Here is a 25,267-nt window from a genome sequence, read left to right on the forward strand (position 1 = left end):
TGCTACCGCGCCTCCTGGTCGCTGTCCGGGACCCGTGCCGCCCGGATCGGCAGCCGCTCCGTCCGATGCCGGCCTTCCCCCACTGCCTGAACGGCGTGGGAGGTACCCCCACCGTTCTGCTGGGCCGGCAGCTCGTTCCGGCCGCGCAGCGCGGTGTGCGGCCCGTCCCACAGCGTGCCGTCGGTCCGGTCACGCGGATCGGGGTCGATCAGCACCACACCGATCACCGCGATGCGCTGGTCCGCGAGCTGCCGCGCCACGGTGTGCAGCCAGGCCGCGTTGGCGTGCCCGGCACGCACGACGAGCACGGTCCGGGTGCCGAGGTACCGGAGGTCGGTCCAGGCCGTGCCGGGCGCCACCGAGCCGACGCCGATCCGGGACTCCTCGGGCGCCAGGGCCGCGGCACGCTCGCCGCTGACCACGGTGGGGTCTCCCGGCTTCGGGCGGCGGCCCGCGAGCTGCGGCCCGGGCAGACCGTCGACGACGACCACCGGCCCCTGCGCCGCCAGCGCCCTGGCGAGGTCCAGGGCGATCACGCTCGTGCTGCGCGCACAGCCCAGTTCCAGCAGTGACACCGGTTCCGCGGAGGTGCGCACGGTGCGGACCAGGGACGCGGTGAGCCGTGTCCGTGCCGCCCGGATCCGTCGGCGCTGCCACAGCCTGGGCGACCGGCGGGGCAGCTCGGTGATGACCGAGGCACCGAGGTTGGCGGCGATCTCCCGGCGCAGCACGGGGCGGTCCGCCACCACCGTGCCGACCGCGGCCACCGCGAGCCCGAGGACGAGCCCGAGGACGAGCCCGATCGCGGCGTCGGTGGCAGCGGTTCTGGTCAGGGAGTGCCGCACCGCGTGCGGGGCGTCCACGATCTGCGTGCCGGCGATGAGCTGGGGTGTGCCGACGCGTGCTTCGGCGGCGCGCTGGGTGAAGTCGGCGATCCGCGAGGTGAGTTGGGCCCGGCGAGCGAAGAGCGACTCCAGGTTCGCCGCCGCCTTGGGCCCGCTCTGCGGCGATCCGTCTCCTATCGTCTTGTTGACCTGGGTGAGTTCGCGCTGCAGCCGGTCACGCTGGTCGAGCAGGCTCTTGGCCTCGGCGTCCGCGGCTCCCTGCATCCGCTTCACATGGTCCGCGACGAACGCGTCGGCCAGCGCCTCGGCGCGGGCCACCGCTTCCGCGTCGTTGTGCCCTGTCGCCGTGATCTGCAGCAGGTTGTTGGTCAGGCCGATGCCCCCGTAGTCCTGCATGAAGTCCTCCGGTTTCGCCGGGGACCCGAGGGACTTCAGGGCCGCACCGGCGATGCGCGTGGTGTGCAGCAGCGCGACGTCGGTGCGGATCAGCGTTCCGGGGTCGTTCGGCTGGTCCTCCTGATGCGCGACCAGCACCTTGGTCACCGCGGTCGGCTGCGGGGGCAGCAGGACCGCCACCGCCACGCCGACGAGCAGCCCGAGCAGCGCCGCGGAGCACCACAGACGGCGCCGCCTGCGCACCGCCACCACCAGCGCCTGAAGGTCCAGCAGCGGAGCCGCGGCTGACGGCTCCGGCGTCGTATGCGTCGTCACCTCGCACCGCCCCCCGCGTCGGCGCCGACCGCGAGTGGCGGTTCGGCGGCATCCCGAGGACGGCCGGCGGACCGCGTAGAACGGACCCGGACCGTGCCGGCGAGGACGATGCCGACGACCTTGTGCCTGGCGTCGGCGCAGGCCTCGGCGACGCCGGCGAGCTCCCCCGAGGTCCAGCTGCCCGCGCTGACCACGACCAGGACACCGGACTCGTGCTCGCGGTCCGGCACCATCGGCTCGGACACCGAAACCCCCACCACCCGAAGCAGCGGGTCGCTCCCGGCCTCGGCGACGAGCTGCTCGGCGGCCCGGCGGGCGATCTCGTCGCCGTCCGGGACGACGACCAGCAGCCGCCGGGGGGCCGGCAGCCGGTCCCGGAGGCGGGCGCACACCCGCCGGTAGCGGATCCGCCTGCCCGCCTCGTCGGACGTCTGCGGGCTGGGTGTGTCCCACCGGACGTCGATGCCCAGCAGCCGGCGGATCCCGGCCCGCGGGCCACGGCCGCCGGGCCGTTCACCCGGTACGTCGACGGCACCCAGCAGCGCCGAGCCCAGCGCCGCGGCGATCTCCGGTTCGGTGCGCAGCCGGCGGCTCATCCGCGCGGCGGCGAGATGGCCGATGACCGCGAGGAGGAAGAACAGCAGCGCCCCGCCGACGACGAGCTGCATCCGCGTCGGCGGTGCCTGGCCGGCCGGCCGGGGCGCCGGCCCCATGACGACCATGCCGGCCTTGTTGGCGGCCGGGTCGGCCTGGTCCAGCTTGTTGATGGCCTCCTGCAGCGTGGTGCGCAGCTTCTCGAGGTCGGTGCGGGCCTGCACGCTTTCCACGGTCTGCCCCGGATCGGCCGCGTCGGCCAGCTCGGTGATGCGGCGGCTGGTCTGCTTCACCGTCTGCCGCAGTGCCTCGAGCTGCGCCGCCGCTTCGGGGTCGGTGTTGTCGCCCACGATCTGCGTGGCGAACGTGACGAACTGCCGGGCCACCTGGTCGGAGAGTTGCTGTGCGCGCTTCGGGGTGTCGGCGGTGCCCGAGATCTTGATGATGTTCCCGTCGGAGGCCTGGGCGCTCACCCGGTCCCGCAGCTCCCGGCCGCCGACCCCGGCCCAGCCGAGCGTGGCGGCCGCGCGGTCGACCACCACCGAACTGGTCGCGATCTCCGTCTGCGTCAGCAGCTCGCGCTCCTCCCACGCACCCGGCAGCAGCACCGATGCCGACGTCGTGTAGCGCGGCGGGAACAGCAACGAGGTGCCGTAGCCGACGAGCGCGCCCACCAGGGCGAGGGTGAGGAGAAGCCGCCAACGCCGGCGGAAAATCCGCCCGATCGTGACCAGGCGTATCGTGTCGTCGCTCAACTGGGCTGCCTCTTCCCTGCCCGGTCCGGGTCGCCTGCCGGCACCGGAGAGTTGTCACGACAGGCAGCGGCATAGGCGGCGAGCAGCGACGCTTGCGAGTTCCGCCAGGAGAGCGGCCCGCTGACCCGCTCCTGGCCGATCTCGCCCATCCGGGCCCGCTTCTGCGGATCGTCCAGCAGCAGCGCGATGAGCTTGGCGAACTCGGCCTCGTCGTTGGCGGGCGCGTAGACGGCGGCGTCACCGGCGGAGACGCGCGCCTCCTTCAGGTCGAACGAGACGATCGGCCGGCCCATCACCATGTACTCCAGGACCTTGTTCATGGTCGACACGTCGTTGAGCGGATTGCGCGGGTCGGGGGAGAGGCACACGTCCGCGGTGGACAGGTAGCGCACCAGGTCGGCGTCCGGGATGCGCCCGGTGAACTCCACCTGCTCCGCGAGTCCGAGCCGCCGGGACAGCTCCACCATCGCGTCGAAGGTGTCGCCGGCACCGACGAACACCGCATGCCAGTCGGTCCGCCCGAATTCGGCGCGCAGCTTCGCGAGGGCCCGCAGGGCGTAGTCGACGCCGTCCTGCGGGCCCATGACGCCGAGGTAGCACAGCAGATGGGACTTGCCACGCTTCAACTCCGGCTCGGCCGGTACGGGACGGAACCGGTCGATGTCCGGGGCGCTGCGCACCACGAACACGTCCTGCGACCGCCGGCCGCCCCGGCGCACCGCGACGTCCCGGTAGCTCTCGTTCGTGGCGAGCACGACGTCCGCGGCCCGGTAGGTCAGCCGTTCCAGCCCGCACACCGCGCGGTAGAGCAGGTCCTCGCCGCGGCCGAACCGGGAGAGGTACAACTCGGGTACCAGGTCGTGCTGGTCGAAGACGAACCGCGCTCCGCGCCGCTTCAGCCACAGTGCCGGCAGGAACAGCAGGTCGGGCGGGTTGCAGGCGTGGACCACGTCGACCGGGCCGACCTTGCGGGCCAGCCGGGCCGTGTGCCACAACGCCGATCCGTACTCCCGCAGGTAGCCGGCCGGCCCTCCGGTGGCGGCGCGCAACGGGTAGCGGTGGATCCGCACCCCGTCGATCTCCGCCTCCGGCTCCGTGTCCCGCTTCGTCCCCCGGGGGCAGATGACGTGCACCTCCCAGCCCGCGTCGCGCAGCGTCGTGCACTCCTGCCACACCCGCCGGTCGAACGGCACCGACAGGTTCTCCACCAGGATCAGCGCGCGCCGGGCCGGCCGGTCACCGCTGCTTCTTTCACCAAGCAAGGCCTATGTACCCCGGTTCGGCCCGGCGCGCCTCGGCGTCGGGAAGGCGGATGAGGTCGACGATCACCGGACCGTTGCCATGGGGCAGCGCCGACAGCACGGCCGGGTCCCTGGTCCCGACCAGGCACACCTCGGCGTGCTCCAGCACCTCCTCGACGGACTCCGCGAGCAGCTGCGCGAGGTGCGGCAGCCGGGTCTCGATGTACTCGCGGTTCGCGCCGAGCAGCCGGGAGAGGCTCACGTTGGCGTCGTGGATCTTCAGGTCGTACCCCTTGCCGAAGAGCCTCTCCGCCAGCTCGACGAGCGGGCTCTCGCGGAGGTCGTCGGTGCCGGGTTTGAACGACAGCCCGAACAGGCCCACACGGCGCTTGCCGGTGCGCTCGACCAGCTCCACCGCGCGCTGCAGGTGGTGGGAGTTGGAGGGCAGCACGTGGGCGAGGATGGGCACCGAGACGTCGGCCCGCTGCGCCGCGTGGACCAGGCTGCGCAGGTCCTTGGGCAGGCAGGAGCCGCCGAAGGCGAAGCCGGGCCGCAGGTAGGCGGGGCTGATGTTCAGCTTGCGGTCGGCCAGGAAGACGTCCATCACCTGGTGCGAGTCCACCCCGAGCGCCTGGCACACCGCGCCCAGCTCGTTCGCGAAGCCGATCTTGAGGCCGTGGAACGCGTTGTCCGCGTACTTGATCGCCTCGGCCGTCGGGATCGGCACCCGGAACACCTCGCCCGGCAAGCCGTCGTAGAGCGCCGCCACCGCGTCGCCGCTTAACGGGTCCAGCTCGCCGATGACGGTCTTGGGCGGGTCGAAGAAGTCCCGCACGCTCGTGCCCTCGCGCAGGAACTCCGGGTTGACCGCGATCCCGATGTCCACCCCGGCCGTGCCGCCGACGTACTTCTCCAGGATCGGTACCAGCAGGTTCAGGCAGGTGCCGGGCAGCATGGTGCTGCGGAAGACGACGGTGTGCCGCCCACCGCGCTCGGCCAGCGCGGCGCCGATCTCCTCGGTGACCCGTTCCAGGTACGTCGTGCACAGGCTGCCGTTGGGCTCCGACGGCGTGCCCACGCAGACCAGTGACACCTCGCTGTCCCTGATCGCCTCGCGGACGTCGCCGGTGGCGCGCAGGGCTCCGGTCCGCACGACGTCGGCGATGAGTTCGCCGATCCGTTCCTCGACCACGGGGGCCTTGCCGTCGTTGACCAGGTCGACCTTCACCTGGTTCACGTCCACCCCGACGACCTCGTGGCCCATGCTGGCCAGGCACGCGGCCGACACGCAGCCCACGTAGCCGAGCCCGAAAACGCTGACCTTCATGACTCGTTCCTCCCCCCAGGCAGGCCTCCTGGCCTGCGGTCCGTGCGCCGGGCCGGACGACGGCCCCCGCGCATCAGTAGGCGCCCTGCCCGTGGAGCACCGCACGCAGCGTCTTCCACAAGATCACTGTGTCCAGGGCGAGCGACCAGTCCTCCACGTACCGCAGGTCCAGCCGGACCGCCTCCTCCCACGACAGGTCGCTGCGTCCGCTGATCTGCCACAGGCCGGTGAGTCCGGGCTTGACCAGCAGCCGCCGCCGGATGTCCGGGCCGTACGCGGCGCACTCCTCCGGCAGCGGAGGCCGGGGACCGACGAGTGACATCGATCCGGTGAGCACGTTGAAAAGCTGTGGGAGCTCGTCGATCGAGTACCGGCGCAGCACCGCTCCCACCCGCGTCACCCGGGGATCCCGGCGGAGCTTGAACAGCGGGCCGGCGCCCTCGTTGCGGTCGGCCAGCTCGGCACGTGCCCGGTCGGCCCCGGCGACCATGGTGCGGAACTTGAGAATGGTGAACTCGCGGCCGTCCTTGCCGACCCTGCGCTGGCGGTAGAACGCCCCACCCCGGCTGTCCGCCAGCACGAGCAGCCCGACGAGCACCATCAGCGGCGCGAACAGCACCAGCAGGATCGCCGCGCCCATCCGGTCGACGACCCCCTTGACCGCCCGGCGGCCCCCGGTGAAGGTCGGCATGCTGACCCGCAGCAGCGGTATCCCGAGCACCGCGTCGACGTGCAGCCGCGGGCCGGCCACCTCCATCAGCACGGGGGCCACGACCATCTCGGCGTCGCTTCCTTCGAGGTTCCAGGCCAGCCGCTGCAGCCGGTCCGGTGACCAGTGCGGGTCCGGTGTGACCGCGACGACGCGGTAGCCGTCGTGACGGACGTGCTTGGCGACGTCCGCCAGTTGACCGACGACCGGCACCCCGTCCAGTTGGTCACCGTCGAGCCCGCGTCCGTCCGTCGTGCACACCGCCTCCACCCGCCAGCCGAGGTGCGGGAACTTGCGGGTCCGGGTGATCAGGTCGCGCACGGTGGCCGGGCTCCCGGCAGCGAGCACCGGTCTCAGGCACCGCCCTTCCTTGCGCTGTTTGTGCAGCCAGAGGCGCAGCAGATACCGCGCTGTCATGGTGACGAGCGCGATCGCGGGAATCGCGACGAAGATCCAGAGTTTGATGTTGCGTGAGGTGAGGGCGATTCCGCCGAGCGCCAGTACGACGGTCGCCGTGAACAGTGAGCGACCGAGCCGGCGGAATTCCTCGGCGCCCTGGCCGAGCACGGCCGGAGCCCACGACCGGCTCACCGCGAGCGCCCCCAGCACCAGCAGCTCGGTGCCGAATGCGAGAATTCCCCACTTCTCGTGCCAGTTGGCCGCGTCACGGGCCCCGAAGAAGTTGCCGATCGCCGCCACCACGAAGGCGGTGGCCACGGTATCGCTGATGATCACGGTACGGCGGTACCGCTGCTCCCATTCGATCGCGGGCCGGCTGATCGCTTCGTTCTCCAGACGCCCGCGCGCCGACGGAGCCGAGCTGACAAGTCCCCCTTGCCGCACAGAACCCCCCAGGTTCCCAGTGATTCGACGTTTTCGCCCAACACTGTTTGCTCCCCTCGGAAGGCCCCCGCCTCCCTTGATGCGCTGTTCCTCCCCTCGGAGCCCCCGCCCCCCTAGCGCATGACATCCGGGGATATTTCAAAAACCCCGGGTGCTCCCCGCACCCAAGGCCCCCTTGCCGGACCAGGAATTGATCAACCCCGAGATCATTACTGGTCGCCTCGCCTCCGAACAGCTGAAGCACGGTCAATCTAGACCATCGGGGCCGGTATGGAGAGGGGATGTGTGTAATTTGTGTTCAAGGTTTGAGGCTTGATCCACTGAGCCGTCACCGCCTATGGGTGCCTTCACGCCACCACGCGCTCCGGCAGCCCGCGCGGCCGAGCCTGGCTGGAAGGGCAATCGATGATCGAATTGAACATCCCGGAGCGTTACCGGGACGACGAGTAGTCCGTGCGCCTGTTGACCGAGTACTTCACCGGACAACCATTGAGCGGTGACCTGTTCTATTCCGCGCGCATATTTCGAACGTCTGGGCGGAAGCGGGGGGGGCGGAGCACGTGTGCCTTCCACGTATCGCCTGGATGCATCAAGGCCCGACGGAGCCGGGCGGCGAGAGCTGAGCATCACCGGACCCGCTCCCGCCGATGACACCGTGTCAGCGTGGCGCCGCGCCCTCGTCGGCCGGCAGGGAGACGGGTCGGCCGGCCGAGGCCGTGTCCGAGGCGGTGCCGTCCTTCCCGTCCGGGGGGCCCGCCCGGCTGACCCGGTGCAGTGCCAGGTGGAGAGCCGGCATCAGGATGCAGGTGATCGCGGCACTGTGCCACAGCAGCGCGTCCAGCCGGCCCGCCGCCAGGTAGGCCCCCGCGGCCACCGCGGCCAGCGCGCACACGGCACGGTCCACGATGCTCTCCACCGACAGCAGCGTGGCACGCGGTGCGTGCGCCGGGACGGCGTCGTTGACGAGTTTGCGCTGCACCGGATAGACGAACCCGGTGATCGCGGCGAATGCGCACAGCAGGGCGACCACGGTCCACGGCCCGCCCACGGCGGTGCCCGCCAGGGCCGCGGCGAGCGCCACGCTCAGCAGGGACACCCAGACGACAGGCGGCACCCGGCGGCTCAGCCACTGCGGGCGGGCCGACGCCACCGCCTCGGCGACGGTCATGGCCGCGAGCACACTGCCGTGTGCGTTCTCCCCGATGCCGTGCTCCAGAAGCACCGGCTGGAACAGGTTGACCTGGCAGATCCGCGACAGCGTGAACACGGCCACGCCCTGGACCATGAGCAGGGCCAGCCACGGTGAGGACCGCAGGGCACGCAGCGCGGCGCCGGTGTCGCGCAGGAAGCCTCCACCGGGCCGCGCCGGGGAACGCGGTCGGGCCTGCGTCCCGTGCGCGGCGAGCCGCGGCAGGGCGAGGGCGCAGCCGAGGGAACCGGCCGCGCTCGCCGCGCTCAGCACGTACGGTGTCTGCGGCGCCAGTGTCATCAGCGGCCCCACGAGCGGCCAGCAGACCACCTTGGCGGCGAGCCCGAGGGCACGCGCCGTGCCCTCGGCCCTCAGGTAGTGGGCGTCGGCCCGCTCCGCGCGGAGCCCGTCGTAGAGGTAGGCGCTCGCCGCGCCGGACGTCAGGGACCGTCCGGCCGCGATGGCCAGGAAGTGCGTGAGGAAACCGGTGTACGTCGGTGCCAGCACCGGCAGCAGATTCGCCGCCGTCATGACCACCGCTCCCGCGCGCAGGCAGTTGCGGGCGCCGATATGGTCGGCGACGACTCCGGTCGGTATCTCGAACAGGCAGAAGGCGATGTAGTAGATGCTCTGGATGCCGAAGATCTGGCCGTCGGACAAGCCCGCGTCACGCTGGTACGCGTAGAACACCGGCATCCACCAAAGCAGGTTGAACAGCAGCTGGAACCCGTTGTTCAGGCGGATGATCCGGCGTGCGGCCGGGGACGGCGCCATCGCGGGGGAGGAGGACCGCAGCAGGGACATACGGCGGCTCACCGGGCGTAGGGGCGGACCTGGACCAGGTGGAAGGTCCCCTCTGCGGTCATCAGCCACTCGATGTCCAGGGCGTCGTCGCAGTCGGCCTCGCTGAAGTGGGACTGCAACAGGCGCCCTGCCAGTGCCAGATGGGCCAGCGAGGCACGTGTCGCCGCCGGGAGGTCCTCGCGCGAGGAGCCCAGGTCGACCGTGCGCCCGCCCCCCTCGACGGTGTTGTACAGGTACTGCTGCGGCAGGACGGTGCCGTCGACCACCCGCTCGGGCGAGCCGGGGGTGCAGTTCAGGTACACGTTGCGGAAGTCCTCGGGCCGGGTCGGATCACAGGTCACCAGCACACCCCCCAGGTCGGCGGGCGTGTACTCCTGGACGATCACTCCCATGTAGGTGTCGTCCAGGGGGATGCCGGCCTGGTGCCGCAGACGCACGCTGCGCGGTGACAGCAGCGACGCCCACACCTGCCGTACCGCGTCCATGAGCTGGTCCGTGCCGCGCACCGTGGTGACGGAGTCGTAGATCCCGGCGGCGGAGAAGCCGGGCAGATCCTCGGCGTTGGACGAGGAGCGCACCACCAGACGACGCCCGTCCGCGATCAGCTCCGTCACGGAGGCGGTGATCGCCCGCGCCACCTCCTCGGGCATCGGCGTACTGCACGTCAGACGCTGCAGGTGCAGCGACAGCGAGTCGACCACGTCCAGCGCGTCGAGTTCCAGCGCCATCTTGAGCCTGCCGATGCCCTGTTGCAGCGCGGGGGAGGAGGTGAGGAACAGATGGTGCAGCCGGAACGGCAGGGCCACCCCCCGGGGCGCGCGGACCGTCTCGGCCACGCGTTCCGCCGCGGCGGCCCGCAGCCGCTCCGGCGACGCCCCCGACTCGCCGAGCCGGGCGGCGAGGTGGCCGAGGAGATCGGGCCGTGGCGGACGCGGGCGGGCGTAGAACCTCGTCAGGTCCGCGGTGCGGCTGTCCAGGACGTGGTGCAGCTCCCCGAGGTTGGCCGCCTTGGTGCCGTAACCGTCCCGGTCGGTGCGCCGCAGCCGGTGCAGCGCCAGGATCGGGGCCTGCTGGAGCAGCGGTGTCTCGATACGGATGCGCTGCCGGTGCCAGGCGGGCCGTTCCAGAGCCGGTGCGCCGGGCAGCCGTTCCAGGGTGATGGCGTCCTCGCGCACGGAGAAGCGGACCCACGCGCCGTCGAGACCCTCGCGCCGGACGACGGCGTCGAGATCGCGGACGATCGCGTTCGGAATGCCCCAGCCCGCGGCCAGGACGTTGGTGTGCGAAAGCGGCGTGGTGGGGGCCGTGTTGATGAACCCTGCGGTGCGGGGCACGTCGTCGGGCAGGCGGGGCATGGCGATGATGTCCGGCCAGCCGAGGTCCGCGGCGGCGCTCTCGTACTCGGCGGTGGTGCGGAAGTAGCGCAGCCGTCCCTCGGCCTCGCCCGGGTTGAGGCAGGTGCGCATCCGGTTGCCGAACAGTTCATGGCTGAGGATGCGCGGCACCCGTGCCTCGCCGACCGCGGCCAGTTCCTGTTCCTGACCGTGGTTGGCCGGCTTCAGCAACAGCGGCAGCCGACCGTCCACCCGTCCGCGCACATAGTGGTAGAACTCCTCCAGCAGCGACCCGGGCATGGTGTCCGCCTCGGTGGTCTCCAGGACGAGGAAGGGTCGCTCGGAGCCGCCGGCCTCCTCTTCGGTGTGCAGGGACAACACACCGAGCAGGAACCGGCGTTCGGGGTCCATGTACACCGAGGAGTTGAACGCGTCCAGGTTCGCGTCGAGTTCGTCCAGCGTCATGCCGAGGACGCGGGTCGCGATGTAGTCGACGTGGAAGGGGTGCACCCGGGTGTCGAGCAGATGCCAGGTGTTCTGGGCACGGTCCACGACCACCTTGAGGTACGCGTGTCCGGCCAGCACCCCGGACAGCGCGCGGAACAGCGGCAGCGACAGGTTGGCGCCGACGACGGTACGGTCGCTCGCGGCGTCGGGCACGCCCGCCTCGTGCAGTGTGCCGGTCATGCCCGCACCGCCTCGGTGACGTCCGTGGGCAGGATCCGCGGGAGGGCGTCCACCACCGCGGTGAAGTCGTCCACGACGGTCTGTGGCCGGTCGGCCGACAGCAGACACACCGCCGCCATGGTGTTGGCGCCGGCGGCGGGGTCGTACACCGGCACGAGGGCGCCGTCCGGCAGGGAACTCTCGGCGACGACGGACAGCGTGCTGCCGGGGCTGACCGGGGCCGAGCGGACGACCGACGCGGAGTCCCACAGATGGCGACGGGCCCACGGCGAGCCGTCTCCGTTCACGGCGAGCACCACCAGGGACCCGGCCGCCCCGACGGCGTCGTCCGGTGTCAGCGCCCGCGCGGGCCAGGCGGGAGAGCCGCCGAGCAGCTGATCGGTGAACATGCCGACCAGGTCGAGCCCGAAGACCTGCTCGATCTGCGGCACCGTCATCGCGCCGCCGAACCGCGCGGCCGTCTCGATCAGCCACATACGGCCGTGTGCGCCCAGCTTGATCTCCGTGTGCGTACCGCAGTTCTCCAGACCCAGGGCGTCCACGGCCCGCCGGGCCAGCTCCACGATCCCGGCCTGTGCGGCGCTCCCGAGGGCCGCCGGGGTGATGCCGGCGCGCTCGGTGAACGGCGCCACCGTGGGCATCCGTCCGCTCACACAGACCGGGCGGAAGACGCCGTCGACCACCACGCCCTCGACACTGACGTAATCACCCCAGCCGGAACCGTCGAACCAGTCCCCGGCGCACCCGCTGACGATCTCCTCCACGATGAAGTCCTCGCCGGCGCCGGCCACATGGAGTTCCGCGTACCCGAGCAGCGCCGACTCCGCCATCACCGCGCGCGAGCGCTGCCAGGCCTCGCGCAGGTCCCCGGGCGTCGCGATGATCTGGTGGGCGGTGGAACCGGCGCTCCACGCGGCCTTCAGCAGCAGCGGGAAGGTCAACTCGGTTGCTGCACGCTCGAGTTCCACGGCGGTGGTGACCGACCGGAACCGGGGCTGCGGTAAGCCCCGGCGCTCCCAGGCCGCACGCATCAGCCGCTTGTCCCGGGCGAGCGCGGCGGTGGGCCCGGCGCCCCGCAGCCCGAGCCGCCGGGAGGCCTCGGCGACCGCCACCACCGCGTACTCCGAGAAGGTGACGACGGCGTCCGCGCCCACCTCGCGGGCACGGGCGGTGATGAGCTCGACGAGATCGCGCTCTTCCGCGGTGGCGTGGGTGACGACCGAGTCGCACAGCCTCGCGGCTTCCGCCGCCACGCCGGGGGGCAGCTCGCTGAGTGCCAGCAGGTGCACCGCGGACCTCGCGGCCACCCGCTTCAGGGCGTGCCCCGCCGGCGGCCCGCCCTTGGCATGCACGTACAGCACCTTGCTCACGGAAACCCAACTCCCTCGATCGTCCCGAAGTCCCGGGCACGGGCCGCGCCCGAAACGGCTGCGGCGGCCGGCGACGCGCTGCCGGTGCGAAGTCCGCCGCGCCGCCCCTCCTTCCAGCGAAGCAGCCTCAACTCACGTGCCCGGCACCGAAATCAGCGAGGCGTTCAGGCAAATGCCGCAGTGCCGGGAGCACGCATGACCGGTGCGCTACGGGATACGCATGAGGTGTCACTCACCGTGACATGGTGGACAATTGAAGGAGTTGGGCCGTGGACGAGGCCGATTTCAAGACGCTGCTCGCGCCCCTTCCGGTGTCCTGGTGGGAAGCCGACGGCGGGCAGAAAGTGGTCGACAGCGGAGGCGGCGCGTTCGCCGACGAGCGGACCGCCCGCCGCTTCCTGGAAGCCCTCCGCGCCGACCGCGACGGCCCGTCCGGTGCCCCGGAGGCGGGCCCCTACCAGGCGTGCTTCGAGGGCCGCACCTTCGACGTCAACTGGCCCACCCGTCACGCCGGTAGCGGTCGGCACCGCAGCAGGGGAGTGGCGGTCGAGGTGAGCGGCCGGCCGGAGGAGAACCCGTACGCCGCGTTCGCCGACCTCACCCCGGCCGCGGCCTTCGTGCGCGACGCGACCGGCCGCTACCTGTGGGCCAACCACGCGTACGCCCATCTGTACGGCACCACGCGCGACGCCGTGATCGGCCGCCACCTCGCCGACGTGGACGAACCCGGTGACGTCGCCCGGTTCCTCGCCCTGGACCGTGAGGTGCTGACCGGCGGCAGGCCCGTACGGCACACCCTCGCCTACCGGCGCCCCGACGGCTCCTCGGGGCAGGCCACGGGGTACCGCTTCCCCGTCCGCTGGGCAGGGCGCCGCTGTGTGGCCGGCATCTACGTCGACGTCACCGACTCCGTCCGGGCCCTTGACCAACGGCGCCGGGCCGAGGAGGACTTACGGACCCTGCGCGACCACAGCGGCCTGCTCTGCGTCCGCCTGTCCGTGGACGGACTGGTCGGGCAGGCCGGCACCGCCGTCGCGGACCTCCTGCACATCCGCCTCTCCGAGCTCATCGGGCTGCCCGCCGACAGCCTCCTGGCGAGGACACCCGAGCGCAGCGCCCTGCACCGGATCTGGGACGACCTCATAGGCGGCCGACGCAGAAGCGCCCGTGCCGCCGCGGTCCTCGTCGACAAAGACAGCGGGCTGCGCCGCGTGTGGGTCCACCTGAGCGCGGTGCCCGGTGCTGCGGAACGCGTGTCCGGGGTGTGGGCCGTCATGACGCACGTCGGATTGCGCCAGGAGGCGCAGCCGCCGCTCACGGCCACCCAGGTGCGCATCCTCGCGCTGCTGGCCGCGGGGCGCAGCAACGCGGACATCGCGGGGACCCTGCACCTCTCACGGCAGACGGTCGACTACCACCTGAGCCGCCTGCGCGACCTCCTGGGCGCCGCCACCCGCCCCGCCCTGGTCGCCCGCGCCTATGTGCTCGGCATCCTCTCCCCGCAGGCCTGGCCGCCCCGGTCCGCCACGGCGGCACATCCGCTCAGCCCCGTCTGAGCCGCCGGACGCCATGTGCCGCGAGGGGCGAGGAAAAAGATCGAGGACAGTTGCTCGGGGGTGTGGTTATGATGCGCGGGATGAAGAACTTCTCCTCGTACGGATTGGGGGAATCGTTCGTGCAAGGTGAGTGCTGATGGCACATCACTTCGCGAACGACTTCCCGTCCCGCCTGTTGATGTGGCAGCGCGTGCGCGAGTACGCGGTGCCACCGTCCATGATCGATACCGCGACCGCACGGCGTGCGGTCGGCGACTGGGCGGGGGCCTGCGCCGCCACCCGCGTCGACGTCGATCTCGATCTGCGCGCCGTGCGCAACCGCCACGGCACCGAGCTCGCCAGCCGCCTCCGTGCGGATTTGCGCCGGCTGGCGCCCGATCTGCTCCGCTGGCACATGCCCCGCAGCGCGCCCGACGGGCGGCTGCGCCCCGGCCTCACCCTCTCCCTGGCCCGTTACGGCGGCTCGGGCGCCGCACCGGTGCAGCTGGTGGTGCGCACACCGCCGACCTGGGCCGATGCCGGCCAGCGGATGTCACTGGCGCTGTGGGAGGGATCCGGGACCGGCGCCCCCCGGCACCACCCGCACCCGCATCCCGACCGGCGTTTCCGGCTCGACCTGCACCGGCACCTCTGGGACGCCGGACGCAGCGGCGAACTCGCGCGGCGATGCGGAGCGGACGCGACACCGCCGGCGGCACCGCCCGACCGGCCCCACGGAACGGGCGGTACCCTCCCGCCCGGCCTCCCGGACCGGCCCGCCGTCGACGACGCGTCGTGGGCGGTGGCCCGGTGGGCCGCCGAGGCGGAGCTGCTGTTCCGGGCCGAGGAGCGCCCTCGCGGGGCCTTCACCGTGCGGCTCGGTGCGCGCAGCCGCGCCGTCCTCGAACTCGTCGCACCCGACGACAGCCATGCCCCGGCGTTCCGCCCGCTGCGCGAACCGCTGCCGCCGCAGCAGGTGGCGGCGCTTCCGGTGCTCCCCGAGGCCGCGGCCCGGGTCCTTCCGGATCTGGAACTGCTGCGGGCCGGGCTCGTCGCGGCCGACCGTCTGCATCCGCTCGTCGCCGCCGCACTGGCGGAGCCGGGCCCGGCACCGGCGGTCGTACCCGCTCCCGCGCCCGGTGATCCGCACCAGGTCGAGTGCCGGGGCGACATCCACCGGATCGCGCTGCGGGACGGGGCGCTCACAGCGATCGACCACGAACCGTCCGAACTCCGGCGCGAGGAACTGCTGGTGGCGCTCGGCGGGCCGGCGCTGCCCTGCGTGCGGGCGATCCACGCGGTCCACCGCGACCCGGAGGCACTGCCCGCGGTCCGGGAGCGGCTGCTCCACGGCGACATCGCCGGGGCGCTGGCCGTGGTGGAGGGGCTGCTCGGTCCCCGCGCCGTCCTGCCCGACGGGCCGCTCCGGCAGGAACTGGAATCGGCCGCAGCCCGCCGGGTCGACCACGGCCTCTTCCGCTCGGGGCTGGTCACCGTGCACCCCGCCGCCGAGGCCGCCCCGGGCGCGGGACACGCGGACGCGAGCCGTCGTCCCCGGCTCGATCGCCATGTGCCTCACGACCTGCTCCGCAAGCACATCAGCCGGGCCCGGCCACGCACCGGCCTGATGCGCTGACCTTTCCCTCCAACTCCCGCACGGCATACGGGCGTTCGACGCTGCACACCGGCACGCCGTTCCGTACCCTCGAACCCATCCCAGGTGATACCCATGACCTCCAGCACCCTCCTGCGCGCCTCGGCACCGACCACCGGCGCGCCCGCAACAGACGCCCAGCTCGCCCTCGCCGGCGACCTCTTGGGGCTGCTGCGGACGACCACCACCGAGCCGCGCCCCGACGAGCAGCTCGAAGCACTCACCCTGGCCGTCGCGGCCGACCTGCCCGTGCTGCTCTGGGGAGAACCCGGCATCGGCAAGACCGCGGCCCTCACCCAGCTCGCCACCTCCCTCGACCTGCCGCTGACTACCGTGATCGCCAGCGTCCACGAGCCGTCCGACTTCTCCGGACTGCCCATCGTCGGCGACGACCCGGCGGTGCAGGGCGTGCCGATGGCGCCGCCGCAGTGGGCCGTGGAGCTGGTACGGGCCGGCAAGGGCCTGCTCTTCCTGGACGAACTCTCCACCGCCACCCCGGCCGTCCAGGCCGCACTGCTCCGAGTCGTCCTGGAACGAAAGGTCGGTGCCCTGCAACTACCGCCGGGCGTGCGGATCGTGGCCGCCGCCAATCCGCGCGCCTCGGCGGCGGACGGCTGGGAGCTGAGCCCGCCGCTGGCCAACCGGTTCGTGCACCTGTACTGGGTGCACGACCGGGACGTGGTGGTGCGCGGACTGGGCGGGGTCTGGCCCCGGGCGGAGCTGCCCCGGCTGGAGCCGGATCGGCTGCCGGAGGCGGTGGCGTACGCCCGGCGCGCCGTCTGCGGCTTCCTCCAGGCCCGGCCGACACTGATCCACCGGCTGCCGAGCACCGAGACGCGGCGCGGCGGTGCCTGGCCCTCGCCCCGCAGCTGGGAAGCCGCGTTGACCCTGCTGGCCTTCGGCACGGCGGCCGCCGTCTCCCGGGAAGTGCTCGCGCTGCTGGTACGGGGCGCGGTGGGGGACGGTCCGGGGCTCGAACTGCTCGCCCACCTCGACCGGATGGACCTGCCGGACCCCGAGTCACTGCTGGCCGATCCCCCCATGGCCGAGCTGCCGGAACGCGGCGATCTGCGGCAGGCGGCGCTGGAGGCGGTGGTGGCCGCCGTCGGCGCACGACCGGAGCGGGCGCGGTGGGAGGCGGCCTGGAAGGTGCTGACCCGGGCCCTGGAGACCGGCGCCCCGGACCTGCTGGTCGCCCCGGCGACCACGCTGGCCGCGCTGCGGCGCGACGACTGGGAGGTGCCGGATACGGTGGAGCGGCTGGCCGGGGTGGTCGGCCTCGCCCGGCGCGCGGACCAGTCGGTGGGCCGGGCCACGGCAGGTGCCGGGCGTGCGACGGGGACGCGCCGGTGACGGGGGCCGCGAAGCGCCCGGTCCCGCTGCCGCGCCCCATGGCCCCGCCCGCGCCGCCACGCCCCGTCCGGGCTGCCGTACCCGGGCCCCCGGCCGGCACCGGTGACCCGTACGACCGGCCGGAGCTCCCCCTGGACACCGAGAAGTTGCTGGCCGCCCGGCTGCACGCGGTGAAGGTACGCCCCTACCTGGCCGCCGCCCTCTTCGCGCTGCACGTCGTGGAGGACCGCGCGGTGCCGACGATGGCGGTGGACGCGCACTGGCGCTGCTACGTCTCGCCCGGCTTCGTCGCGCGCACTCCGGTGGAGGAGCTGGCGGGTGTCTGGGTGCACGAGGTCTCCCACCTGCTCCGGGACCACCACGAACGCGGCGAGCGGTACGCGCGGGAGCACGAGGAGCACGGGCCGGGTGAACGCACCGGGACGGTGGCCTCCGCGACCGAGGGCTGGGGGAGGCTGCGACGCAACATCGCCGCCGACTTCGAGATCAACGACGACATCTACGGTGACGGTCTGCCCCGGCCTGCCGGAGCGGTGCTGCCGTCGCTGCTGCGGTTGCCCGACGGCCTGTTGATGGAGGAGTACCTGCGGACGGCGTCGATGTCCGGGCTCGCCGCCGACCTGGCCTGGCTGGACTGCGGCAGCGGCGCCGACGGGCAGGCCCGGCCGTGGGAGCTGGGTCCCGACGGCGCCCGCGGGCTGAGCAGGCAGCAGCGGGACGCGGTCCGCTTCCGGGTCGCCGAGGGCATCAAAGGCCGTCCGGGCGACGCACCGGAGGGATGGCGCCGATGGGCGGACGAGGCGTTCCATCCACCGCAGCCCTGGCGGCAGTTGCTGGGGGCGGCCGTCCGTTCGGCGGCGGCCGCGCCGGGCGTGGGCGAGAACCACAGCTACCGGCGCCCCTCCCGGCGTTCGGCCGGCATCCCCGGCGTCCTGCTGCCGAGCCTGCGCCGGACGCCGCCCCACGTCTGCGTCGTGATCGACACGTCCGGGTCGGTGAGCGACGCCGAACTCGGCAGCGCACTGCTGGAGGTGGCGGCGATCTCGCGGGCGGTGGGCGGGCGGCGCGACCTGGTCTCGGTGATCTCCTGCGACGCGGCGGCCGGAGTCGCGGTCCCGCTCTGCCGGGCCGAGAACATCGAACTGCTCGGCGGCGGGGGAACCGATCTGCGCTCCGGCTTCGCCCGCGCGCTCCGCTCCCGACCCCGCCCGGACGTGATCGTCGCCCTCACCGACGGCCAGACGCCGTGGCCCTCGGCACAGCCGCCCTGCCGCACCGTCGTGGGACTCTTCCCCCGCCCCCCGCGCGCCGTGGACGAGGACGATCCCGACTACGTCCCCGACGCCCCACCACCCTGGGCACGTGTCGTCACCATCGGCTGAGCCCGCGGCGCCCCCGGGCCGGCCTGCCTCGGCTCAGCTCTTCCACTCGCGTGCGAGGACCGCGTAGACGTACTCACTGCCCCAGCGATCACCGTCGAGGTCGTTGTCGACCAGATGCGCTTCCCGCCGCATGCCCAGACGCTCGCACACGCGCACCGAGGCGGTGTTGAGGACATCGATCCGGGCGGAGAGCCGGTGGACGCCCAACCGGCCGAAGGCCAGCGAAGCGAGGGCGCGCGCCGCTTCGGTGGCGTAACCGTGCCCGGCGTGGCGCGGGTTGAAGACCCAGCCGATCTCCGCCTGCCGGGCGCGGGCACTCGTGAGCGTGAGGACCACCTCGCCGACGACGACGCGCGGCTCCTCCGCCCGGCACACGGCCAGCAGCAACACGTCGCCGTCCGCTGTCCACGGCGTCCCGCCCGCCCGCGCGGCGATGGACTCTGCGCAGTCCTCGCGCGTGAGCGGCGGCCGGTACAGGAACCGGGCTACCTCGGCAAGGCGCTGGTACGCATACCGGTCCTCGATGTCGTCAGGGGTGAAGAGCCGCAGGATCAGCCGCTCGGTGGCAACTGGTGCCTGGACGCCAGGCGAGACAGCGGTCATCGGACCTCCCCGTGTGCTGCCAGTGAGTCACCCGGCCAGCGTAGTCTCCGTGTCGTCAGAAGCCCTCGCAGAGGGCGAGGTGGTCGGGGTGACCGTGTGCACCGAGGTACCCCTCGCCGACCGTGCGGGAAGCACCCGGCGGCAGGGCGTAGCACAGACCGGTGGCCCCGTCCTGGTAGACGACCCTCACCCCCACGGTGGAGGCGCAGTTGCTGGCGGCGTCGGTGTACCGCCAGCTCTCGTACATGGCGACGCAGGCGGGTGCCGGCTCAGAGTTCCAGGACCCCGCGAAGGCCGGCGCTGCAAGGGCGGTGGAAAGGATCGAAGACATGATGCATCCCGCCGTCCGTACGGACCACTTCGTCCAACTCTGCACGATAAAACTCCCTGACTTGTCGACAGAAGACGTACGCAGAAACTGAAGAGCCGGTACGTACGGCCCCTCATGTGTTCAGGTGTCGAAGTAATCAGAGGGCGTGGCCAGGAGCAACACGCCTGCGTCCGCCTTCGGACACCACGCTGGTTGCACGGTGAGGACGGTCGTTGCCCTGCGGTGAGGCGGCCCGGGCCGTGCCGGCGACCCAAGTGAGGCTTCAACCATTTCAGCGCCGCCCGGCGCGTTCGCTCCGTTCTCCCAGGCAGCGCCCCCGGTGCGGGCCGAAGCTCCGGGACGTCTGCAAGCCGCGTGGCGCCGTGACGGCCCGCCCTCGGCCGAAAGAGGCTGGACCGCCCGTCACCGGGTAGTCGAACCTCGCGGGGCCCGACAAGAGCAGGGCACCCCTGGCGAAAGGAGTGTCATGGCAGGAGTTTTCCAGCGACTCAAGGAGTTCGCGAGGAGTCCGCAGGGCCGGCGCACGATCGAGCAGGTACGCCGTACGGCGGCCGATCCGCGCCGCCGAGCCCAGGCCCAGCGACTCTTCGGCAAGCTGCGCACCCGCCGGTCGGCGTCGGGAATGTGACCCCACCGGTTCGCGGCCGGGCGGGCCGACGCCGACAGGCGGTGCAGAACCTCGCACAGCCGCCGTCGCGAGGCGTCCGCCCGGCCGCAGCGGCCGGGCCCCTTTCACCCCGGTCACTCACGTGATCCGCATCTCGCAGGACCGCCACCATCGCCTGATGCGCAACTGACACGCCGGCGCACGCGTCGCAGGACACATGGAACGTGCATGGCTCATCTCCCTCATCCCCCTGACGATCGGCGTGGTCTTCCTCGCCTTCGGTGTCTACGGACTGCGCCGCGCCGGCATGCTTCGCCGCACAGGCGTCGATGCGGAGGCGCGGATCGTCCGGCACAAGGTCGTGCGGAACGACGAGGGTGCCACGTTCTACTACCCGGTCGCGGCCTGGACGGCCCAGGACGGAACCGCGTGTGAGTACTCGTCCAGGTACGGCCGCGCAGCCGTGCGAAACACCTTCGGAGTCGGGGTGCGCGTCACGGTCCGGTACGACCCCCGGGCCCCACACCGGTTTTCGATCGAGGGCTGGGACATGAACGGGCTCGACCTGCTGTTCACGGTGCTGGGGTCGGTGTTGACCGCAGGCACGGTGACGGCACTGCTCGTCCGGCTGCTCACCCTCTGACACGGCGCCGTGATCCTCGTAGCCGTCAGCTTCCGGACGTAGACCAGTGGTCTGATGCCACCCTGCATTGCATCCGGTGGATGGATGCGGCACGGCTGCGGCCGATGACAGCGTTGCCCCCATGCGTATCAACTCCGATGCAATGCAACGACGTTCGACTGCGGGTGCAGCGGACGGCCGAGAGGCCTTGACGCGCCGTCGCCTGCTGGGGGCCGCGCTGGCGGCCGGCGCCGCCGTACCGCTCGGGCTCGTCGGGGCGGCCCGGGCCACGGCCTCGGGCGCGCCCGCTCCCGCGCAGCTGACACTGCCCGCGCCGACCGGGCCGTACCCGGTGGGCACGGTGGCGCTGCACCTTGTCGACACCGCACGCCCGGATCCGGTGGCCGGCCCCGGGCGCCGTCGGGAGCTGATGGCGAGTGTCTGGTAACCGCCCGGGACGTCCGGCGGTATCCGCTCGCGCCGTGGATGCCCGCCGGCGCGCTGCGGGAGCTGCTCGCGTCCGCGGGGTTTCCCGTCGACGCCGTACAGGCGCCGCTGACATCCGGCCACCAGGGCGCCCCGGTGCGACGGAGCGGCCGGGAACTGCCCGTCGTCGTCTTCTCGCACGGCGCGCACAGCCACCGGGCCGATCACACCGTCATGGTGCAAGAACTCGCCAGCCACGGCTACGTGGTGGTGACGGCGGACCACACCTACGACGCCTTCACCGAGTTCCCCGACGGGCGGATCCTCACGCCGCTCATGGACCCGCAGCACGCGATGGGCCCGGCGGACTTCGCCGCCGACATCCGATTCATCCTCGACTGTGTCGAGGACCTGGCTGCCGGACGCAATCCCGATGCCGACGGCCGACCCCTGCCGACGGGCCTGGCCGGCGGGGTGGATCCGCGGCGCATCGGCATGTTCGGCTGGTCGAAGGGCGGGACGGCCACCGCCCGCCTCATGCTCGACGATCCGCGGGTCCGGGCCGGGCTGAGCCTCGACGGACCGATGCTGCCGGCCGTCACCGGCGACCTGGACCGGCCGTTCATGATGACGACGGCCGCATTCACGCGGGCCGCGGAGCCCGGCGTCGCCGAGTTCTGGACGCGCCTGCGCGGATGGCGGCTGAACATCCAGGCCGAGGGCGCCGTCCACGCGTCCTACGGCGACAACCAGGTGCTGATCCCGCAACTGGCGGTGGCGGTGGGCATGAGCGATGCGGAACTGCTCGGCTGGATCGGCACCCTCGCCCCCGCTCGGGCGGTACGTATCCAGCAGGCGTACCCCCTCGCGTTCTTCGACCTGCACCTGCGGCACCGACGCGGGCCTCTGCTCGACGGCCCGTCCCGGGCGTTCCCGGAGGTGACGTTCCTGCCCTGACACGAGCGCGAAGACGCTCGGCATGCGCCTCGCGACCGGCTGCGCCACAATGAGAGGACATGAACGTTTGCCTGTCCTGCGCAGGGGCTTGACGCTTCTCGGAGGCAGCCGGCATGGAAAGCTTCGACGCCGTGGTGATCGGGTCGGGATTCGGCGGCTCGGTCATGACGGCAAGACTGGCGCAAGCACAGAAGCGCGTCTGCCTGCTGGAACGCGGCAGGGCGTACGCGCCGGGCACCTTCCCCCGCGGGCCGCACGCGACCGCGTCCAACTTCTGGGCCCCGGACCATGGGCTGTACGGCATGTTCGACGTGTGGAGCTTCTCGGAACTCGACGCCGTCGTCTGCAGCGGACTCGGTGGCGGTTCGCTGATCTACGCCAACGTCCTGCTGCGGAAACCCGAGAACTGGTTCCCCCAGGACGACACCTTGGCGGGATCCGGTGAGTACTGGCCGATCGGCTACAAAGAGCTGGTCGCGCACTACGAGAAGGTCGAGGAGACGATGGGGGTGCAACGGTACCCCACCGACCACGAGCCCTACCGGAGCACGCCGAAGACCCTGGCGATGCAGGAGGCGGCGCAGCGGCTGGGCCTGGACTGGGAGCTCCCTCACCTGGCCGTGACCTTCGGCAACCCGGAAGAGAAGCCGGTACCAGGGGTGCCCATCGCAGGCGGCGCGGGGAACCGGTACGGAGTTCCGCGCTACACCTGCCGGCTGGTCGGCGAGTGCGACATCGGCTGCAATTTCGGCAGTAAGAACACCCTGGACCTCACGTACCTCACCACCGCCGAAAAGGAGCACGGGGCCGTGCTCCGCACCGGTTGTGAGGTGAAGTCCTTCACGCCCACGTCCGACGGGTTCCTGATCACGTACCTCGACCGGCAGCTGGACCGGACGGAGGGGGAACGGGACACGGCCGTACCGCGGGTCGTACGGGCACACCGGCTGATTCTCGCGGCCGGGGCGCTCGGCACGCCCTATCTGCTCCTGCGGAACCGGAGCCAACTCCCGGACCTCGGCCCCGCACTCGGCACCCACTTCTCCGGCAACGGCGACTTCCTGGGATTCGTCTTCAAGGCCCGGGAACGGCACGGTGGCCAGGAGACGCCCCGCCTGCTGCACCCCAGTTTCGGTCCGGTCATCACCAGCGCGATGCGCTCGCCGGACCGGCTCGACGGCGGTACCGGACGCGGGTTCTTCATCGAGGACGCGGGATACCCGGACTTCATCAACTGGCTGGTGGAGCAGAACGCCCTCACCGCCTCCGGACACGTGCTGCGCTTCCTCCTGCGCAGAGGCTGGTCCCGGCTGACCCACAGCCCCAGGAGCGAGGTCGGACGTCAGCTGTCCGACGCCATGAGCAAGGGCTTGTTCACGGCCACGTCGCTACCGCTCCTCGGCATGGGGCGGGACATGCCGACCGGCCGGATGCGGCTGCGGGACGGATACCTGGACCTGGACTGGGACACCGCCGCCTCGGACGCCTATTTCCACCGGATGAACGGGACCATGCGCGCACTGTCCTCGGCGTTGGGCGGCTGCTACGCCTCGGACCCCCTGTCGTATCTCAACCGGCTCATCACCGTGCACCCGCTCGGCGGGGCTCCGATGGGCCGCAACCGGCAGGAGGGCGTGGTCGATTCCTACGGGCGGGTGTACGGCTGTCCGGGCTTGTCGATCGTCGATGGGTCGATCATGCCCGGCCCGGTCGGTGCCAATCCCTCGCTCACCATCGCGGCCCTCGCCGAGCGTGCGGCCGACGCCGTCCTCGACGATTTCGACGCAGGGAAGCGATGACCCCAGGCAAGGCGGTGACGGACGGATGACGGACGACGGCCATGGCACCGATGACACCCGCCGGGCGCTGATCCTCGCCGGTGGCGGGGTCAAGGTCGCCTTCCAGGCAGGTGTGCTCCAGGTGTGGCTCGACGAGGCGGGCCTGCGCTTCGATCACGCGGACGGCGCCAGCGGCGGCACGTTCAACCTGGCCATGTACTGCCAGGGCATGACCGGGCGTCAGATCGCCGACAACTGGCGGGAGATACGCCCCCTGAAGGGGGTCAGTCCCCACTGGCGGCAGTACCCGAAGGGGCCGTACGGCTCTTCGCTGTTCACGCTCGACGGTTACCGGCGGAACGTCTTCCGCGGCTGGGGGCTCGACTGGGAGAAGATCCGGGCGACCGACCGGCTCGCCACCTTCAACCTCTACGACTTCTCCCGCAACGAGCTGGAGGTGCTGACCGCCGACCGGATGGACGAGGACCGGCTCGCCGCCGCCGTGTCCCTGCCGATGTGGTTCCCGCCGGTCACCCTCGACGGCAGGGTCTACATCGACCCCGTCTACGTCACCGACGCGAACATCGGTGAGGCGATACGCCGGGGTTGCGACGAACTGTGGATCATCTGGACGGTCAGCCAACGCGGTCGCTGGCACGACGGTTTCGTGGCGCACTACTTCCAGATCATCGAGACGGCGGCCAACAGCCGGCTGCAGGAGTGGCAGCGGCGGATCGACGCCAACAACACCGCCCTGCGCGAGGGCGGCCGGGGCGAGTTCGGCCGCCCGATCACCGTCAGGATGCTGCAGCGTGAGGTCCCGCTCCATTACCTGATCAACTTCAGCCGGGACCGTTTCCGGCAGGCCGTGGAACTCGGGGTGCACCAGGCCAGGGCCTGGTGCGCGGAGCAAGGGATACCGCTGTCCGCTCCGCTGCCCTGTCCGGCCGGCGACGGCGGCCGGCTGCGGTTCAGTGAACGCATGACCGGTGCGATCACCTTCGGCTCCGGGGCACCCGGCACCCGCGCGCCGTACAACGGCGGGCCGGGGCGGGAGCAACTGTCGGTGCGCCTGACCGTGCACATCGACGAACTGGACCGTTTCCTCGTCCACCCCGAGCACCAGGCGACGATCACAGGGCAGATCCACTGCGCGGCGCTGGGCGGCCGCTGCGAGGTGGAGTCGGGCCGTTTCAACCTCTTCGTGGAGGAGGGCGACCCGGAACATCTGCGCATGCGCTACCGCCTGTTCTTCACCGACAGGGCCGGGAACCCGCTCACGCTGAGCGGCTGCAAGACCGTGGACGAGGACTCCGGCCACGGGTTGTGGGCCGACACCACGACCTTGCACACCCGCATCCTGCGCGGCACGGTGCCGGCCGGCGAGGAGGCGGACGCCCAGGTGGTGGCCACCGGGGTCGTACGTCTCCGGCTGCCGGACTTCGTCCGCGAGCTCGCGAGCTTCCGGGTACGGGCGGACACGACCCGTGGCCGACTGACCGCACTGGGCAGATTCGCCCAGTTCTTCGCCGGCCGCCTCTGGGACGTGTACTTCCAGGGCGCCCTCGCCTGGTCACCGCTCTGACAGGGCGCCGGGCACGAGTCGGCCA

At 72.0% G+C, this 25,267-nt stretch carries 20 protein-coding genes; 10 read left to right on the forward strand and 10 right to left on the reverse strand.

The window, feature by feature from the left end; translation table 11 throughout:
• Positions 1-2 precede the first annotated feature (2 nt).
• The 8 genes from ACIP4Y_RS13285 to ACIP4Y_RS13320 all read right to left on the reverse strand — a co-directional run bounded on the left by ACIP4Y_RS13285 (position 3) and on the right by ACIP4Y_RS13320 (position 12,409).
• Positions 3-1,556 (reverse strand): Wzz/FepE/Etk N-terminal domain-containing protein, encoded by a 1,554-nt coding sequence (locus ACIP4Y_RS13285; protein WP_401391851.1) that lies wholly within the window; start codon positions 1,554-1,556, stop codon positions 3-5.
• Positions 1,553-2,905 carry a Wzz/FepE/Etk N-terminal domain-containing protein gene (locus tag ACIP4Y_RS13290; protein ID WP_401391854.1) on the reverse strand — a complete coding sequence of 451 codons (1,353 nt, stop codon included), beginning with the start codon at positions 2,903-2,905 and terminating at the stop codon, positions 1,553-1,555. Before ACIP4Y_RS13290 ends, ACIP4Y_RS13285 begins: the two co-directional genes overlap by 4 nt.
• Positions 2,902-4,167: a glycosyltransferase family 4 protein gene (locus ACIP4Y_RS13295; protein ID WP_401391856.1), complete on the reverse strand. Its 1,266-nt coding sequence runs from the start codon at positions 4,165-4,167 to the stop codon at positions 2,902-2,904. The genes ACIP4Y_RS13290 and ACIP4Y_RS13295 overlap by 4 nt, the downstream gene beginning before the upstream one ends.
• Positions 4,157-5,473 (reverse strand): nucleotide sugar dehydrogenase, encoded by a 1,317-nt coding sequence (locus ACIP4Y_RS13300; protein WP_401391859.1) that lies wholly within the window; start codon positions 5,471-5,473, stop codon positions 4,157-4,159. Before ACIP4Y_RS13300 ends, ACIP4Y_RS13295 begins: the two co-directional genes overlap by 11 nt.
• 73 nt (positions 5,474-5,546) lie before the next feature.
• Positions 5,547-7,025, reverse strand: coding sequence for a sugar transferase (locus tag ACIP4Y_RS13305; RefSeq protein ID WP_401391862.1), 1,479 nt, complete (start codon positions 7,023-7,025; stop codon positions 5,547-5,549).
• A gap of 658 nt (positions 7,026-7,683) precedes the next feature.
• Positions 7,684-9,018, reverse strand: coding sequence for an MFS transporter (locus ACIP4Y_RS13310; RefSeq protein ID WP_401391865.1), 1,335 nt, complete (start codon positions 9,016-9,018; stop codon positions 7,684-7,686).
• Positions 9,019-9,026: 8 nt separating this feature from the next.
• Positions 9,027-11,039, reverse strand: a complete 2,013-nt coding sequence (locus ACIP4Y_RS13315) for a PEP/pyruvate-binding domain-containing protein (protein WP_401391867.1) — start codon at positions 11,037-11,039, stop codon at positions 9,027-9,029.
• Positions 11,036-12,409 (reverse strand): acetyl-CoA carboxylase biotin carboxylase subunit family protein, encoded by a 1,374-nt coding sequence (locus tag ACIP4Y_RS13320; RefSeq protein ID WP_401391870.1) that lies wholly within the window; start codon positions 12,407-12,409, stop codon positions 11,036-11,038. Before ACIP4Y_RS13320 ends, ACIP4Y_RS13315 begins: the two co-directional genes overlap by 4 nt.
• A 269-nt stretch (positions 12,410-12,678) precedes the next feature.
• On the opposite strand from ACIP4Y_RS13320, the gene ACIP4Y_RS13325 reads away from it, so the two are divergent.
• From ACIP4Y_RS13325 to ACIP4Y_RS13340, 4 genes are all read left to right on the forward strand, one after another.
• Positions 12,679-13,965 carry a PAS domain-containing protein gene (locus ACIP4Y_RS13325; RefSeq protein ID WP_401391873.1) on the forward strand — a complete coding sequence of 429 codons (1,287 nt, stop codon included), beginning with the start codon at positions 12,679-12,681 and terminating at the stop codon, positions 13,963-13,965.
• Between the two features lie 136 nt (positions 13,966-14,101).
• Positions 14,102-15,580 carry a hypothetical protein gene (locus ACIP4Y_RS13330; protein ID WP_401391876.1) on the forward strand — a complete coding sequence of 493 codons (1,479 nt, stop codon included), beginning with the start codon at positions 14,102-14,104 and terminating at the stop codon, positions 15,578-15,580.
• Positions 15,581-15,673: 93 nt separating this feature from the next.
• The gene (locus ACIP4Y_RS13335) at positions 15,674-16,951 is read left to right on the forward strand and encodes an AAA family ATPase (protein WP_401391878.1); all 1,278 of its coding nucleotides are present in this window, start codon (positions 15,674-15,676) and stop codon (positions 16,949-16,951) included.
• A gap of 38 nt (positions 16,952-16,989) precedes the next feature.
• Entirely contained in the window at positions 16,990-18,333 is a 1,344-nt protein-coding gene (locus tag ACIP4Y_RS13340) for a VWA-like domain-containing protein (RefSeq protein ID WP_401392522.1), read from the forward strand.
• A gap of 33 nt (positions 18,334-18,366) precedes the next feature.
• On the opposite strand, the gene ACIP4Y_RS13345 is transcribed toward ACIP4Y_RS13340, so the two are convergent.
• Both ACIP4Y_RS13345 and ACIP4Y_RS13350 read right to left on the reverse strand, forming a co-directional pair.
• Positions 18,367-18,936: a GNAT family N-acetyltransferase gene (locus tag ACIP4Y_RS13345; protein ID WP_401391881.1), complete on the reverse strand. Its 570-nt coding sequence runs from the start codon at positions 18,934-18,936 to the stop codon at positions 18,367-18,369.
• Between the two features lie 55 nt (positions 18,937-18,991).
• On the reverse strand, positions 18,992-19,267 hold the full coding sequence (locus ACIP4Y_RS13350) for an alpha-amylase (protein WP_401391884.1): 276 nt from the start codon (positions 19,265-19,267) through the stop codon (positions 18,992-18,994).
• A 466-nt stretch (positions 19,268-19,733) separates the two neighbouring features.
• Here ACIP4Y_RS13350 and ACIP4Y_RS13355 point away from each other — a divergent pair, with 466 nt between their 5' ends.
• The 6 genes from ACIP4Y_RS13355 to ACIP4Y_RS13380 all read left to right on the forward strand — a co-directional run bounded on the left by ACIP4Y_RS13355 (position 19,734) and on the right by ACIP4Y_RS13380 (position 25,242).
• Positions 19,734-19,895, forward strand: a complete 162-nt coding sequence (locus ACIP4Y_RS13355; protein ID WP_358641882.1) for a hypothetical protein — start codon at positions 19,734-19,736, stop codon at positions 19,893-19,895.
• A 196-nt stretch (positions 19,896-20,091) separates the two neighbouring features.
• The gene (locus ACIP4Y_RS13360) at positions 20,092-20,517 is read left to right on the forward strand and encodes a DUF3592 domain-containing protein (protein WP_401391887.1); all 426 of its coding nucleotides are present in this window, start codon (positions 20,092-20,094) and stop codon (positions 20,515-20,517) included.
• A 187-nt stretch (positions 20,518-20,704) separates the two neighbouring features.
• Positions 20,705-20,944, forward strand: coding sequence for a hypothetical protein (locus ACIP4Y_RS13365; protein ID WP_401391890.1), 240 nt, complete (start codon positions 20,705-20,707; stop codon positions 20,942-20,944).
• A gap of 38 nt (positions 20,945-20,982) precedes the next feature.
• Complete coding sequence (locus tag ACIP4Y_RS13370) at positions 20,983-21,879, forward strand: alpha/beta hydrolase family protein (RefSeq protein WP_401391893.1); 897 nt, start codon at positions 20,983-20,985, stop codon at positions 21,877-21,879.
• Positions 21,880-21,992: 113 nt separating this feature from the next.
• Complete coding sequence (locus ACIP4Y_RS13375; RefSeq protein ID WP_401391896.1) at positions 21,993-23,678, forward strand: GMC oxidoreductase; 1,686 nt, start codon at positions 21,993-21,995, stop codon at positions 23,676-23,678.
• Between the two features lie 25 nt (positions 23,679-23,703).
• The gene (locus tag ACIP4Y_RS13380; protein WP_401391899.1) at positions 23,704-25,242 is read left to right on the forward strand and encodes a patatin-like phospholipase family protein; all 1,539 of its coding nucleotides are present in this window, start codon (positions 23,704-23,706) and stop codon (positions 25,240-25,242) included.
• Positions 25,243-25,267: the final 25 nt, after the last annotated feature.

This window comes from Streptomyces sp. NPDC088810, assembly GCF_044750305.1.
Classification (GTDB): domain Bacteria; phylum Actinomycetota; class Actinomycetes; order Streptomycetales; family Streptomycetaceae; genus Streptomyces.

What these genes read in the sequence shown, in the direction of transcription:
- ACIP4Y_RS13345 (WP_401391881.1), bottom strand. Translation starts at nt 18,936, where the DNA reads ATGACCGCTGTCTCGCCTGGCGTCCAGGCACCAGTTGCCACCGAGCGG.
- ACIP4Y_RS13375 (WP_401391896.1), top strand. Translation starts at nt 21,993, where the DNA reads ATGGAAAGCTTCGACGCCGTGGTGATCGGGTCGGGATTCGGCGGCTCG.
- ACIP4Y_RS13300 (WP_401391859.1), bottom strand. Translation starts at nt 5,473, where the DNA reads ATGAAGGTCAGCGTTTTCGGGCTCGGCTACGTGGGCTGCGTGTCGGCC.
- ACIP4Y_RS13380 (WP_401391899.1), top strand. Translation starts at nt 23,704, where the DNA reads ATGACGGACGACGGCCATGGCACCGATGACACCCGCCGGGCGCTGATC.
- ACIP4Y_RS13350 (WP_401391884.1), bottom strand. Translation starts at nt 19,267, where the DNA reads ATGTCTTCGATCCTTTCCACCGCCCTTGCAGCGCCGGCCTTCGCGGGG.
- ACIP4Y_RS13340 (WP_401392522.1), top strand. Translation starts at nt 16,990, where the DNA reads ATGGCCCCGCCCGCGCCGCCACGCCCCGTCCGGGCTGCCGTACCCGGG.
- ACIP4Y_RS13355 (WP_358641882.1), top strand. Translation starts at nt 19,734, where the DNA reads ATGGCAGGAGTTTTCCAGCGACTCAAGGAGTTCGCGAGGAGTCCGCAG.
- ACIP4Y_RS13330 (WP_401391876.1), top strand. Translation starts at nt 14,102, where the DNA reads ATGGCACATCACTTCGCGAACGACTTCCCGTCCCGCCTGTTGATGTGG.
- ACIP4Y_RS13360 (WP_401391887.1), top strand. Translation starts at nt 20,092, where the DNA reads ATGGAACGTGCATGGCTCATCTCCCTCATCCCCCTGACGATCGGCGTG.
- ACIP4Y_RS13370 (WP_401391893.1), top strand. Translation starts at nt 20,983, where the DNA reads ATGCCCGCCGGCGCGCTGCGGGAGCTGCTCGCGTCCGCGGGGTTTCCC.
- ACIP4Y_RS13310 (WP_401391865.1), bottom strand. Translation starts at nt 9,018, where the DNA reads ATGTCCCTGCTGCGGTCCTCCTCCCCCGCGATGGCGCCGTCCCCGGCC.
- ACIP4Y_RS13315 (WP_401391867.1), bottom strand. Translation starts at nt 11,039, where the DNA reads ATGACCGGCACACTGCACGAGGCGGGCGTGCCCGACGCCGCGAGCGAC.
- ACIP4Y_RS13335 (WP_401391878.1), top strand. Translation starts at nt 15,674, where the DNA reads ATGACCTCCAGCACCCTCCTGCGCGCCTCGGCACCGACCACCGGCGCG.